This is a genomic window from Trinickia diaoshuihuensis, assembly GCF_003390925.1.
GTDB classification, from domain to species: Bacteria; Pseudomonadota; Gammaproteobacteria; order Burkholderiales; family Burkholderiaceae; genus Trinickia; species Trinickia diaoshuihuensis.
Map to the genome: position 1 here is coordinate 49,481 of NZ_QUBS01000074.1, position 13,402 is coordinate 62,882.

13 protein-coding genes and 2 pseudogenes are annotated in these 13,402 nt (G+C 64.4%); 8 read left to right on the forward strand and 7 right to left on the reverse strand.

Annotated elements, in window-relative coordinates:
* Window positions 1-4: 4 nt before the first annotated feature.
* Window positions 5-1,519, reverse strand: a complete 1,515-nt coding sequence (locus DXT59_RS15140) for a PAS domain-containing sensor histidine kinase (RefSeq protein WP_240324522.1) — start codon at window positions 1,517-1,519, stop codon at window positions 5-7.
* 217 nt (window positions 1,520-1,736) lie between these two features.
* Here DXT59_RS15140 and DXT59_RS15145 point away from each other — a divergent pair, with 217 nt between their 5' ends.
* Entirely contained in the window at window positions 1,737-2,108 is a 372-nt protein-coding gene (locus tag DXT59_RS15145; RefSeq protein WP_162878094.1) for a response regulator transcription factor, read from the forward strand.
* Window positions 2,109-2,223: 115 nt separating this feature from the next.
* On the opposite strand, the pseudogene ftsH reads toward DXT59_RS15145, so the two are convergent.
* Window positions 2,224-4,068: pseudogene (gene ftsH / locus DXT59_RS15150) on the reverse strand (ATP-dependent zinc metalloprotease FtsH); the annotation flags it as partial.
* Window positions 4,069-4,202: 134 nt separating this feature from the next.
* Here ftsH and DXT59_RS15155 point away from each other — a divergent pair.
* Complete coding sequence (locus DXT59_RS15155) at window positions 4,203-4,574, forward strand: hypothetical protein (protein WP_116137705.1); 372 nt, start codon at window positions 4,203-4,205, stop codon at window positions 4,572-4,574.
* A 40-nt stretch (window positions 4,575-4,614) separates the two neighbouring features.
* On the opposite strand, the gene DXT59_RS15160 is transcribed toward DXT59_RS15155, so the two are convergent.
* The 3 genes from DXT59_RS15160 to DXT59_RS15170 form a co-directional block, all read right to left on the reverse strand.
* Complete coding sequence (locus DXT59_RS15160) at window positions 4,615-5,088, reverse strand: universal stress protein (RefSeq protein WP_116137706.1); 474 nt, start codon at window positions 5,086-5,088, stop codon at window positions 4,615-4,617.
* Between the two features lie 82 nt (window positions 5,089-5,170).
* Window positions 5,171-5,611 carry a carboxypeptidase-like regulatory domain-containing protein gene (locus DXT59_RS15165; protein WP_162878095.1) on the reverse strand — a complete coding sequence of 147 codons (441 nt, stop codon included), beginning with the start codon at window positions 5,609-5,611 and terminating at the stop codon, window positions 5,171-5,173.
* Window positions 5,612-5,662: 51 nt separating this feature from the next.
* Window positions 5,663-6,289, reverse strand: coding sequence for a BON domain-containing protein (locus DXT59_RS15170; protein WP_240324523.1), 627 nt, complete (start codon window positions 6,287-6,289; stop codon window positions 5,663-5,665).
* Between the two features lie 393 nt (window positions 6,290-6,682).
* Here DXT59_RS15170 and DXT59_RS15175 point away from each other — a divergent pair, with 393 nt between their 5' ends.
* The 3 genes from DXT59_RS15175 to DXT59_RS15185 all read left to right on the forward strand — a co-directional run bounded on the left by DXT59_RS15175 (window position 6,683) and on the right by DXT59_RS15185 (window position 9,651).
* Window positions 6,683-6,883, forward strand: coding sequence for a hypothetical protein (locus DXT59_RS15175; RefSeq protein ID WP_116137708.1), 201 nt, complete (start codon window positions 6,683-6,685; stop codon window positions 6,881-6,883).
* A 30-nt stretch (window positions 6,884-6,913) separates the two neighbouring features.
* Window positions 6,914-8,317, forward strand: coding sequence for an MBL fold metallo-hydrolase RNA specificity domain-containing protein (locus DXT59_RS15180; RefSeq protein ID WP_116137709.1), 1,404 nt, complete (start codon window positions 6,914-6,916; stop codon window positions 8,315-8,317).
* A gap of 86 nt (window positions 8,318-8,403) precedes the next feature.
* Window positions 8,404-9,651 (forward strand): phosphatidylserine decarboxylase family protein, encoded by a 1,248-nt coding sequence (locus tag DXT59_RS15185; RefSeq protein WP_116137710.1) that lies wholly within the window; start codon window positions 8,404-8,406, stop codon window positions 9,649-9,651.
* Window positions 9,652-9,709: 58 nt separating this feature from the next.
* On the opposite strand, the gene DXT59_RS15190 is transcribed toward DXT59_RS15185, so the two are convergent.
* The gene (locus DXT59_RS15190) at window positions 9,710-9,946 is read right to left on the reverse strand and encodes a UDP-glucose 4-epimerase (protein ID WP_116137711.1); all 237 of its coding nucleotides are present in this window, start codon (window positions 9,944-9,946) and stop codon (window positions 9,710-9,712) included.
* A gap of 43 nt (window positions 9,947-9,989) precedes the next feature.
* On the reverse strand, window positions 9,990-10,640 hold the full coding sequence (locus DXT59_RS15195; protein WP_116137712.1) for a BON domain-containing protein: 651 nt from the start codon (window positions 10,638-10,640) through the stop codon (window positions 9,990-9,992).
* A gap of 245 nt (window positions 10,641-10,885) precedes the next feature.
* Here DXT59_RS15195 and DXT59_RS15200 point away from each other — a divergent pair, with 245 nt between their 5' ends.
* The 3 genes and pseudogenes from DXT59_RS15200 to DXT59_RS15210 form a co-directional block, all read left to right on the forward strand.
* Entirely contained in the window at window positions 10,886-11,725 is an 840-nt protein-coding gene (locus DXT59_RS15200) for a universal stress protein (protein ID WP_116137713.1), read from the forward strand.
* Between the two features lie 52 nt (window positions 11,726-11,777).
* Window positions 11,778-12,605 carry a universal stress protein gene (locus DXT59_RS15205; protein WP_116137714.1) on the forward strand — a complete coding sequence of 276 codons (828 nt, stop codon included), beginning with the start codon at window positions 11,778-11,780 and terminating at the stop codon, window positions 12,603-12,605.
* Between the two features lie 341 nt (window positions 12,606-12,946).
* Window positions 12,947-13,402 (forward strand): annotated as a pseudogene (locus tag DXT59_RS15210) (hypothetical protein); the annotation flags it as partial.

The window sequence follows — 13,402 nt, forward strand, 5'->3', positions numbered from 1 at the left end:
TATATCAACTCAGCCCGGGTACCTCGACCGTTTCACGTGGCACCGATAACCGAATCCCGAAGCCGCCGCCGGCCACGCTGCCGATCACGACCGTGCCGCCGAGCCGGCGCACGCGGTCGCGAATCCCGGCGAGGCCCGACGGACTCGGGCGCCCCTCCTGCGCATCGAGGGTCGTTTCGATACCCGAGCCGTTATCGGAGATCGCGACATCGCACATGGTTGCGGTGCAGATCAATTCGATTTGCACCATCGTTGCCCGGTGCGCGTGCCGCACGACGTTCGTCAAGGCCTCCTGCACGATGCGGAAGATCGCCGTGGACCCCGCATCGTTGAATACGACGTCCTCGGCATTGCTGACGATCTCGATGTTCAACCGCGTGCGCTGGCGGAAATCGTCGACGAGCCACTCGAGCGCCGGCAGCAAGCCCAGGTCGTCGAGCACGGCCGGCCGCAGCCCCGCGGCGAGCCTTCTGACCGAGGCGATGGCATGATCGACGGCTTCGCGCATCGCCTCGGCCCGCAGACGCAATGCATTGCACTCGTCCTCGTCGCGCGGCGCGTCGGAGGAGGCGAGCGCCGTCAGGTCCATTTTCAGCGCCGTCAGTTGTTGCCCGAGATCGTCGTGCAATTCGCGCGCGATACGCTTTTTCTCGTCTTCGCGCGTGGCTTCGATTCGCGCCGCCAGTTCGCTTGCATATTGCAACTGACGCAATTGATTGCGCTCGGTGATGTCGCGCACGACTTTCGCGTATCCCATCAGATCGCCCGACATGCCGTAGACCGCCGTCACGACGACGTTCGCGCAAAACCGCGAGCCGTCCTTGCGCAGGCGCCAACCCTCGCGTTCGATACGGCCGTACGCCGCGGCATCTGCCAATTCGCGCTCGGGTTCGCCCGCCGAAATACCCTCGATGGGATAAAACCGCGAAAAGTGCCGGCCGATGATTTCGGTTGCATGAAAGCCGAGCAAGCGCGTGGCGCCGCCATTCCAGCTCGTGACTTGCCCCTGCGGATTGAGCATGAAGATCGCGTCTTCGACCGCGTCCATGAGGCGCCGCATGCGCTCTTCGCTCTGACGCAATTGCTCCTCGTTGCGCCGGCGCTCGGTCAGATCGCGTGTGATTTTGGCGAAGCCGAGCAATTCGCCCGCCTTGTCGCGCAGCGCCGTGATGACGACGTTGGCCCAAAAGCGCGAGCCGTCCTTGCGCACGCGCCAGCCCTCGTCCTCCCACCGGCCCAGCTCGGCCGCGCGCCGCAATTCCTCGGCCGGGTAGCCGCGCGCCACGACGTCCTCGGGATAAAACACCGAGAAATGACGTCCGATGATTTCCTCGGCGCGGTAACCCTTGATCCGCTCGGCACCCGCGTTCCACGTCGCGATGCGGCCCTTTACGTCGAGCAAAAAGATCGCGTAATCCTTGATGCTCTCGATCATTACCCGATAACGCTCTTCGGGCGTGACAAGGCTGAGCAACGGTACGTCACCCTGGCCTTTCGATGGTGTCGGCTGACTAGTCACGGACCGCCCCCGCGTTGGGAATGCTCGAACGAAACGTCAGTCTAGCGCTCGCGGGCGATTGCTGCTATGGGCGATGCAAACGTTTGCCCGGGTAGGCTTGTAAGCCTTATCCGACACGCCCCGACGAAGACGGACACGAATCAAATCCACGGCTGATTTTCACGGACCGGGGATTCACGGACACTGCAAGCGTGAACCCGAACAGATGGTTGTTGACATGAAGGTACTGCTTGTAGAGGACTATGCGCCGATCCGCGAACGCTTGTGCGACCTCGTTCGGACCGTCCCCGGCGCCTATATCGTAGCCGAAGCGGAGGAGCCTTCGATCGCCGTGGCCGCGATCGAAGCGAACGACCCCGCCGTCGTCATCATCGACTTGCAATTGAAAGCGGGCACCAGCGGCCTGACGATTCTGAAGTGGGTGCGAGAGCATCGACCGCAGATCGCCGTGATCGTGCTGAGTAATTCCGCCTATGCCCAGATGCGCAAGACGTGCCTGGAGTTGGGTGCAAAGCTCTTCCTCGATAAAGCGAGCGAGTTCGTGCAACTGCGGGGCGCGCTCGTCGATCTGGCCAGCCGCCGCGCCTAAGCGCCGTCCCAGCCTTGAGCAAATGAAACGCGGGCGTCTTGCGCCTGCCTTTCGTTTTACTATCGAATGGCCTTCGAGATCAATGCGGGGCGGTCAGGGATGCCGTCACGGGTGCTGGGCACTCGGTGGGCAGTTCGCCATCGATCAACCGCACGAGCGTTTCATGATCGAGCACCTCGCACTCGAGCAGCCGGCGCGCAATCCGTTCGAGCGGCTCGCGCCGCTCGCGCAAGGTCCGCTCGACGCGCTCATGCGCCTCGCGCAGCAACCGTCTGACTTCCTCGTCCACGAGCCGCGCCGTGCTTTCGCTGTAGTGGGTGCCGTCGCCCGGAACGGGATAGGTCGTCGATCCGAGGGTCGTGAGACCCAAGCGTTCGCTCATGCCGTAGCGCTCCACCATATGGCGAGCCATCGCCGTGGCACGGTCGAGGTCGTTTTCGGCGCCCGTCGAGACGTCGCCGAATACGATCTCTTCAGCCACGCGGCCGCCGAGCAGCACATCGAGCCGATCGAGCAACTCGCTCTTGCGCAGCACGTACCGGTCTTCGGTCGGCACCTGCTGCGTATAGCCGAGCGCGGCCACGCCGCGCGGGATGATCGACACCTTCTTGACGGGATCGCAATGGGTTCGGCTTTGCGCGACGAGCGCATGCCCCGCCTCGTGATGCGCGATGATGACCTTCTCTTGCGCGTTCATGACCCGGCTCTTGCGTTCCATGCCGGCCATCGCCCGATCGATCGCCTCGTCGAAGTCCGACATGTCCACGGCCGGCTTTTCGAGCTCGGCGGCGTGCAAGGCGGCTTCGTTGACGACATTCGCCAAATCGGCGCCGACGAAGCCGGGCGTACGGGAGGCTAGCTCGGCCAAATCGACGCCGGGCGCCAGCTTGACGTGTTTGACGTGGACCGCGAGGATTTGCCGGCGGCCGGTCAAGTCGGGACGATCGATCGCGATATGGCGGTCGAAGCGCCCCGGCCGAAGCAGCGCGGGGTCGAGAATCTCCGGGCGGTTCGTCGCCGCCATGATGATCACGCCCGAGTTCGGCTGAAAGCCGTCCATCTCGACGAGCAATTGATTCAAGGTCTGCTCGCGCTCGTCGTTGCCCGAACTGACACCGGCGCCGCGTACCTTGCCCAGCGCATCCAGCTCGTCGATGAAAACGATACACGGCGCCTTCTGCTGGGCCTGCTGGAACAGATCGCGCACGCGCGCCGCGCCGACGCCGACGAACATCTCGACGAACGCCGATCCGCTGATCGAAAAGAACGGCACCGACGCCTCGCCGGCCACGGCCTTTGCGAGCAGCGTCTTGCCGGTGCCCGGTGCGCCGACGATGAGCACGCCCTTCGGTATCTTCCCGCCGAGCCGGCGATAACGCTCGGCGTTGCGCAAGAACTCGACGATCTGCCGCAATTCGGCTTTAGCCTCGTCGATGCCTGCGATATCGTCGAACGTGATCCCCGTCTCCTTTTGTACGTAGACGCGCGGCTTGCTCTTGCCCACTCCCATGAAATCTTGCATGGCGCCGCCGCCCCCGCGCCGCATCAGCAAACTCCAGACGAAGAAGAACGCCATCACGGGCACGATCCACGACAGCACCGTGCCCATCCAGGTGCTGTCGCTCGCACCGCGGTAGCGGATGCCCGACTGTGCGAGCGCGTCGGTCAAACGATCGTCGGTCACGCGGGTCGTCGTGAAACGCCACGGTGCGCCTTGCGCTTGGAGCGCCTTCGCCGCCGACGCCGCCAGCAACGCGCCGGCGCCCGGCATCCGGACGCTGCCGGTAATTTGCGTCGGCGTGATTTCGAGGTCGTCCACTTGACGCGCGGCGACCAATCGACGGAAGTCGCTGTAATCGACCGGCTGCGCCGGGGCGCGCAAGGTCAGCAATTGAAATGCAATCAGCACGAGCAAGCTGACCGTAAGCAATGTGCTGATCCAATCGTTTTTGCGGTCCATGGCGGCTGAGAAGGGACAAACCCGGGATAAACCCACATCCACTGTACGCGGCACCGCCCCGCGCGGATTGATACATATCAAAAGCGCGAAAACGGCACTAACCTACAGTGAGATCGTCACCGAAGGAGGTCGCGATGCAGCAGATCCACCATTTTCATCCCGAGTTGCGGCATGCAACGAAGCCCACCTACGTCGCCAGCTATGTATTTCCATTGCTGTTCGTCGTGTACGAGGTGTATCGCGTCGGCTATTGGATCGCCTTGCACGGCGTCGATTTTTCCAACTTCAACGCGATGGGCTATGAGTATTTGCTGATGATCGCGATGTTCGCCGTGCAAGTCGTCGCCGAGGCCGCCTTTCTCGCCGTCGCATGGCTCGGCCGCCATCCCGATCTCGAACACCGCCTCACCAATCTCGCGATGGGCCTGCTGTGCTCGCTGATCGTGCTGGGCTTCGATTACGGGTTGCAAACCGCATTTCGAAGCACAGCCACGTCCTTGCGTTGATGGGTTGATCGCGGTCGATTGATCGGTTGACGGATCGACCTTATGCCGGGCGCTCGGCTTCGGTCTCGGCTTCTGCGCGCACGAGCATGACGGGGCACGTCGAGAACCGCAGGAATCGCTCCGAGACGCTGCCGAGCACGAGCCTCGGCACGCCGCGCCGGCCGTGCGTGCCCATGACCACGAGGTCGGCGCCGAGCCGTTCCGAATGGCGTTGGAGGCACGTGGCGACGTCGTCGGAAAGGTTGTCCGTTTCGATGATTTCCTCGTCCCCCTGAACCCCAGCCGCCACGAGCGCCGCGTGCACCTGGCCCAGCGCGGAACGACCGTCGCCGCGCAGCGCATCGAGCAACGCTTGCGGATCGCAATATCCCCCATAGTTGAATAGCGCCGACTTGTCGACGACGTAGACCGCATGAACTTTTGCATGCGCAAGCGCGGCGATGCGCAGCGCTTCCTCGATGGCGCGCTTGGACGATGCGCTGCCGTCCACGGCTAGCATGATGTTGTGATACATGTGTTGCTCCTTATAGTCGGTTGCATTCATCGAGCATTGCCCGCCGGATACCGACGGGAGACCGCGTTTGCGTTGCTTCGAGTCAAGGCTGCTTCAGGTGCAGGTCGAGCCGGGCGGTTCCGCGCGGCGGCACGACGACCGCGTGCGTCGCCGTCGCTTGGCCGTTGGTCGCGCTGACGCGGTAATGGCCGGCCGGCAAGCGCACGAGCAAGAACGGTCCATCGGTGCGCGCGGCAAAGATCTGCTTTCCGGCCGCCGAGGCAATCGTCACGTCGACGTCGGACAAATACTCGCCGCCCTGACCCGCCACCATGACGCGCAGGCTGTACTGCTCAGCCATCTTCTTCATCGCAGCCGCCTCGTCCTGGCCGATCCCCCCGCTGACGTACCGAATGCCGTGCTGCATCAGCACGGTCGGTTCGGCCGGCGTTGTATCGGTCTGGGCGAATCCCGTTGCGGCGAACAGCATGGCAGCCATGGCGCATAGGCTTGACGCCATCGTTCGGGATCGAGTGGGAATCATCGTTACTCTCCGTGTTGCGGATGTTTGCTCAATCGACCGTCAGCCGGTCGATCACCTCGCGTACGCCGCGCGTCGCCAAGCGACGCCTTCGGCCGCGCGTTTCTCGGCGAGCGAATGAACGGAACCCGAGAGCGTCACGACACCGTCGCGTACTTCGATTTGCATGCGGCGCGCATCGGCGCGCGCGCGGCGCTTCAGTGCCCCCTGGATCTTTGCCTTGATATCGGCCCCGTTTGCCTCGGAACGGACTTCGATTCGGTTCGCGATACCGACGACACCGCGCAAACGCCCCACCGCGATTTCCGCCGCGCGCCGCTGATGGCCCCACTCCAGCTCGCCCGTCAGCGTCAGGCAGCCGCGATCGCACGTCACGTGGATGGCGCCGGGGGGCAAACCGTCGGTGGCATCGAGCACGGTCTTGGCGGAAGTGGAGATGGCATTGTCGGTATCTGTGTGCAGGGCCGGCGGTGCGATCTGAAGCTGCACGATGAATGCCCGCACGCCGCTCACGCGCTGCACCGCTTTTTCGGCGGCGAGTTTGTGCGCGTAGCTCGGTACGGTACCGCTCAACGTCGCCAGCCGGTCGTGAACGACGACCGCGATACCGCGTTCGTCAACGGCGGGATCCCATTGCAGTTCCTCCACTATGTCTTGCCGCAGTTCATCGTCGGACTTCATCGGCACGCTCCGTCGTCTTGGGTGAAATAGCCTCGGCCGTTGATCGCTGCCGAACATGCGCCGGTGCTGGGCCATGTCGATAGGATCGCTCAGCGCCGCGCGGACGCATTGATGCCGATCAACGTAAGCGCGCCGCCGAAAGGCGAAGATGACGAACATCGGCCACGCGCCCCAGCCCATGACAGCCCAGCCCATGAGAGGCAACATGCCACCGCTTTGTAGGCAAATGCCGACAGCGATACCCGCTCGCCTACGCGAACTTCGGCCGGGTCTTATTTGCAGCGCTCGCGGCGCGACCAATACTGGAGACATCGGATACCGCATCCGTGCAGCCGGCAACCTGCCACCCACCATCGCCCGGCTCGCCACGCAACGCCTTACTGGAGCGCCGCCATGTCCACCCAAGCCGAACAAGAAACGAAGACGACCGCCGCCGACGACATCCTCGAACTCGCGCGAGCCGCGGGCTTGCTCGTGACGCTCGATGGCCAGATCGGCCGCGAGAAGTACCAAAGCGTCGCCGGTTCGCTGCCGTCGTTCATGCGTTTTGTCGAGGCGCTGCGTGAAACGCTCGCCGCCGAAGTCCCCATCTGATCGCTTTTGAGGCAAGGAGCCTACCCTGCTATGCGACTCACCTTTCTCGGTGGAACCGAGACGGTCACCGGCTCCAAATACTTGCTCGAAGGCGCCGGCCTTCGAATCCTGATCGATTGCGGTCTATTCCAAGGCACCAAGAACCTGCGGCTGCGCAACTGGGCGCCGCCGCCGCTCGATCCGGCCACGCTCGACGCCGTCGTTCTCACACATGCGCATATCGACCACAGCGGCTACCTGCCGGTGCTCGCGCGCATGGGTTACAAAGGCCCGATCTACGCGACGCCGGGAACGCGCGACCTATGCGGCATCATGCTGCGCGACGCCGCCAAGCTCCAAGAGGAAGAAGCCGAGTACGCGAACCGTCACGGCTTTTCCAAACACCGCCCCGCGCTACCGCTCTATACGCTCGAAGATGCCGAACGCGCGCTCGATCTGATCGTCGCGCAGCCGTTCGACGCCCCCTTGATGCTCAGCGAGCACGCGGGGTTTAGGTTGCTTCCCGCGGGTCATATCCTCGGCGCGGCCAGTGTCGAAATTCATATGTGCGGCAAGGTCATCGCGTTCACGGGCGACGTCGGACGCCCCGGCGACCCGCTCATGCGTCCGCCGGCGCCGCTCGCCTCGGCCGACTACCTGATCGTCGAATCGACCTACGGCGACCGGTTGCACGATACGGCCGACCCGCTCGACGAACTCGAGGCGCTCTTCACGCGCACGTTCAAGCACGGCGGAACCGTGCTCATTCCGAGCTTCGCCGTCGGCCGGGCGCAATCGATCCTGCGCTACATCTCGATCCTCAAGGCAACCGGGCGCATGGCGAACGTCCCCGTGTTCCTCGATAGCCCGATGGCGGTCAGCGTGACCGAACTGTATCGGCGCCACCTGACCGAGCATCGTTTGACGATCTCCGAAACCGATGCGATCGGGAAGGCGGCCGTCATGGTGCGCACGGTCGATCAATCGAAGGAGATATCGAGCCGGCGCGGACCGATGGTCGTCATCGCCGGCAGCGGAATGGCCACGGGGGGCCGCGTCCTGCATCACCTGAAAGCGTTCGCGCCCGATTCGCGCAACGCCATCGCGCTCGTGGGCTATCAGGCGGCCGGCACGCGCGGCGCCGCCCTCGCCCAGCACGCACCGGCCATTAAGCTGCATGGCGAATACGTGCCCGTGCGGGCCTCGGTCGAGTCGATTTCGTCACTGTCCGCCCATGCGGATTACGCGGAGATGCTCGATTGGCTGGGCAAGCTGGCGAGAGCCCCGGCGCGCACGTTCGTCACGCACGGTGAGCCGGCCGCGGCCGACGCGTTGCGGCGGCGCATCGGCGAGCAACTGCATTGGCCCTGCGAGGTGCCGGCGTATCTAGAAACGGTCGAACTCGAAGAAGGGGAAAGTGCGCCCTCTGTCACCCATTCCACGACGGCCGCGTAGCGCCGCCCTCGCGCGGGCGCTCGTCACCAGGCAAGCGGTTTGCTGCACCGCGGGTGATATGTCCAGTCCAATGAGGAAAGCGACCTATGACCCAAGAGAACAATCAGCGGGCGCGCGAACGGCAGCGTCTCGGCGACTGGCTGCCGAGCAGCGAGGAGGCAATGGGCGCGTACCGGCGTTCGCTCGCCCGACGCGCCTTCGAACGCAACAGCGGCGCGCCGCGCGCGGGCGTCGTTCATGACCTCGGGCAGCTCGTCAAGGACGATCCCGTCTTACAGATGGCGGCATCGCGTGCGATCGACGAAGCCATCCAGGCGGGGTACGAACTCGGGTATTCGAACATCGACGAGCTCATGACGGTCATCGACTACCTGATGACCTACGCACCGCCCTTCAGCGAATCGAGTCTCGTGCATTGCCCGCTCAATGCCGTGCTGGATTGGCCCATGTGCATGCCGTCGGGCTATGCGCTATTTCGCGACGGCGCATTCAACGCGCATCTGAAGCGCGTGCTCAATTACTGGTGCGGCTTTCTGAGCGGCCCCTATTCGCGGATGCATTTGCACGACGGCCCCGACGGCTGGTTCTCGAAGGAAGCCATCGAGAAGACGCGGATCGAGGAATTCTTGTGCGATCCGGACGAGCCTTACTGGGGCTTCGCGTCGTGGAATAGCTTTTTCACGCGCCAGTTCCGTCCCGGCGCACGCCCCGTCGCCGCGCCGGACGACCCGAAAATCATCGTCAACGCGTGCGAAGCGTCGCCTTATGCGATTCGACACGATCTGCAGTTGCACGATCGTTTTTGGATCAAAGCGCAGCCGTACTCGTTGCAGCAAATCTTTACGGCCAGCCAGCGCGAGACGGCTAAGCGATTCGTCGGCGGCTCGATCTATCAAGCGTTTCTGAGCGCGTTCAACTACCACCGCTGGCACGCGCCGGTCAGCGGCACCATCGAGAAGGCGTATCTGGTCGACGGCACCTACTATTCGGATTTGGAGGCCGAAGGGGAAACCTCGGGCAGTCTGAACGATTCGCAAGGCTATACGACGGCCGTGGCCGCGCGCGCCGTCATCGTTATCGACAGCGGCGACGCATCGCTTGGCAAGGTTGCCTGCGTGTTCGTCGGCATGGCCGAGGTTTCCTCGTGCGTCATCGAGGCCATGCCGGGCCAGCGCGTGGCCAAAGGCGACGAACTCGGCTTTTTCCAATACGGCGGATCGACCTATTGTCTGATCTTTGAGCCGGGCGTCGTCGACCGCTTCGTTCCGCAGCCTCCGTTCGACAAGGACACGGAACCGGTCAAAGTCAACGCGCATCTGGCCACGGCCCGCTAAGAATACAAACGTTCAAGGCGCGCCCAAGCGGCACGCCTGATCGAGGGCGCGACCGGCCTCAAAAATCGAAGCCTTGCGCCATCTTATGATCGATCCACATCATCCCTTCTCGCAGCGCGGCCAGCAGCGCCTCGCGCTCGACCGTATGCCGTCCGGCGTGTTTGAACTCGTGCCGAAACTCGCTGCATCCATTGCCGTGCGCCACGCGCACGGTGCAAGCAAAGCCGTCCGGCACGGACGCGGTATGCGCCGATACGTGCCAGCCCGGGCCCTCGATCGAACCGGAAAGTGCCATTGCATCGCCCTCCTGAATCGTCCGTCGGCGGCGGCGCTCACGCTCAGCCGATGTCGAGGTCGTCGATGACGGCATGCACGTCCGGAGCGGACCAAGCCGCGCCGCGCGCCGCCGAGCGTTCGGCATACGAGCCGACCTTGCCTGTGAGCGTCACCGTCCCGTCGCGCACGTCGATCCGGATATGCTTGGCCTCGCGCTCGGCATGACGCTGCAACGCACGCTCGATTTTTTCGCCGATTTCCTGCGCGGCTTTGCCGCCCGCAACCGAGATCAAGTTCGATACGCCCGTCACGCCCCGCATGTGACCGACCGTGCGCGTCGCGAGATGGCTCAGATGCGCATTCGCCACTTCGCCGCTCAGCGTCACCCAGCCCTTCTCCACTTGGACTTTCACCGCCTCCTCGGATAGCCCGACGGTCCAGCGCAGCATCGCTCGCACCGCGCTCGCCGTGTCTTCGTCGGTCCGCAGATCGTCGCTCGGCAACCGCACTTGCATGTCGACCACGACGGCCTTCACGCCGGACACGCGCTGCGCCGCCTTTTCAGCCGCGATTTTTTCCGCATAGCTCGACGGATGTCCGAGCAAGGTCACGACGCGCTCCTTGACCTCGACGCCGATGTCGGCCGCATTCACCGCGGGATCGTAATCGAGTTCCTCTTCGACTTCCTGCTTCAGTTGCCTATCCGTTTTCATCGCGCACTCCTTGACTGTCGAGCCGGTGATTGCCGCGCCACGCCATGCGGCCGCTTGATCTCCATACTGCCGCGCCCGCGCTATTCGCTTCTGACTTGCGTCAACTTCACATGCGATGGGCGCTCCTCCGATCGATTGACTTGCGTCAAGCCGCGCTCGGCCGCCCTGCCTACACTCGTAGTCACGAATCATGACCCTGTGCGCGAACGCGCCGGTCGTCGCGGCCTTTTTTCGGAGCGAGCGCAATGAGCTACAAAAGTCTTCTCGTCCACCTCGATACGAGCCAGGCAGCGGCGCGCCGTCTCGAGTTCGCCTTTCGCCTTGCGCGGCGCTTCGATGCACGGCTCAGCGCCATCCTCACGCTGACTCAGCCCGAAAGCGGCTCCTTTTACGTCATGGCCGGTTCCGCCGAGTTTCTCGCCGAGCACGAGCGTATCAATCGCGAGCAGCGTCAACTGCTCGAACGCGCGTTTAATGCCGAGGCTGCTCGAACCGGCGTACCCGTCGATTGGCGCGTGACCACGGCCTACGCGAACGAAGTCGTGCCCGCGGCCGCGCGTTTCGCCGATCTCGTCATCGCCGGTCAATTCGATCCGAACGATCCCGAATCGCTCGTGGCGAATCAGTTTCTCGAACACCTCATTCTCGACGCCGGACGTCCCGTGCTCGTCGTGCCGTACGTCGGCACGTTCGCCACGATCGGAACGCGTGTCGTGATCGCCTGGGACCAAAGCCGGGAAGCCGCCCGGGCCGTCGCCGATGCGCTGCCGATCGTTAGGACCGCCAAGCAAACGACGATCGTCACGCTCGGCGCCGAGGGCGGCGAGCCGCCCGAAAGCCGGCTGCCGGGCGCCGACATCGCGGCGGTCGTCACGCGGCACGGAGCCACGGTCACAGTCGACGAACTGCCGGCCGTGCCGGCCGCCGCGGTGGGGGACACGCTGCTCTCGCACGCGGCGGATCTCGGCGCGGACCTCATCGTCATGGGTTGCTACGGACATGCGCGCTGGCGCGAACTCGTACTAGGCGGCGCCTCGCGCACGGTACTGAAGTCGATGACGGTGCCGGTGCTGATGTCGCACTGACCTCGCCGTCGCGCGGCAAGCGAAACGCAGGCCAAAGGAATAGGAAAACGCCATGAGCTACAAGACATTGCTCGTTCATATCGACGACAGTACGCGCAGCGAAGCACGCACCGCGTTCGCCTGTGACCTCGCGCTCAAATACGAGGCGCACCTGATCGGGCTCTACGTGGTCTGCCAGGACGTGCTGCGTCCGATTTTGACGGGCGAGGAAAGCGTCGATCTCGGCGCCAATGAAGCGCGCCATGCGCGGCAAGCGAACGATGCGCAAACGCGGTTCACGGCGGTGGCGCAGCGAGCAGGCTGCCCGTTCGAATGGCGGGCGCCGAGCGGGCCGTCGGTCGAGACCGCCGTGCTGCACGCGCGGCACGCCGATCTGCTGGTCCTCGGTCAAGAGGACCCAGAAAATCCCGCCACGCACGTTGCCCGGCATTTCGTCGAGGACGTCGTCATGAGCGCGGGACGTCCGGCCGTCGTATTACCGCACGCGGGGCGCATCGCGACGTTCGGCGAGAGCGTGCTCGTCGCCTGGGACAGCGGACGAGAAGCCGCGCGCGCGCTCGCCGATGCGGTTCCGCTGCTCAAGCGCGCACGCTTCGTGACCGTCGTCACGGTCAGCAAGCGCCCCGAGGACTCGACTGCCGAGGACATGGACGTCGCCGGGTACCTCGAGCGCCACGGCGTGCGCGCGAGCTTCGCGAGCGTGCCGCGCCAAAGCGGCATGGGCACCGGCGCGACCTTGTTGAATCAACTGAGCGACCGCCATGCCGACTTGCTCGTCATGGGCGCTTACGGCCACGCACGCGCACGCGAGCGCGTGTTGGGCGGCGTCACGCACACGCTCTTGGAAACCATGACGGTGCCTGTCTTCATGTCGCATTAACGGGCCTTGCAAGCTCGCCGCACCACGCGCCCCGTTCCGGGAACGCGCAGGCAGACCCACCGCGAGCAGGTCCATTCGCCTGCGCTCGGTTCGGGTACCTGCGCGATCGTTGCGCCCGCCATCGTGCGGGCGTCTTTTTTTTCTCTGACCTATTCTGTTAAAGAATCGGGCCCGTTGCTCGCTAGTAAGTAACGCCCTCGCACTCGCCATTGGCATCCGAGCACGAATCTAGGACAATTTGTCACACGTCTGCGCATTGATGCTCGACCGCGATCGCAGATCGGCTTTTTGGCCCCGCCGCCGTGGATCGGTGCGGGAACGCGATGACCCGCAGGATGCGCATGCCCGTAGCCGGAAACTCATCCCCATCCGCCAAGCCGGCCGGCAGCCCCGGCAAGCCTGGTGCGCAACTGCGCGGCCCGCTCGTCGCGGCGGCCGTCACGGCGGTCATCGTTTTCGCCTCGTCGATCGTCACGGCGCTCATCGTGCGCGATCATTTGCTCCATGTCGCCGAATCGACCTTCAATGCGCGTGCGTCGCATGTCGATTCCGATATCCGGCGAGAGTTGCTGCTTTGCACACAATTGCTGCGCGGCGCAAGCGGCTTGGTCGTGGCGCAGGCGCAATCGTCGGGCGACGGCACGCCTTCGCCGGATGCCTGGGACCGCTATGTCTCGCGCCTCGATCTAGACGACGCGCCCCCGTGCGTGCGCTCGCTCGGCTATGCGCAGGCAACGGCGATCGCGCCGGGCGCCGCCGCGCCGGGCGCCTCGGCGCCGGCCGGCGCGTCCGGCACC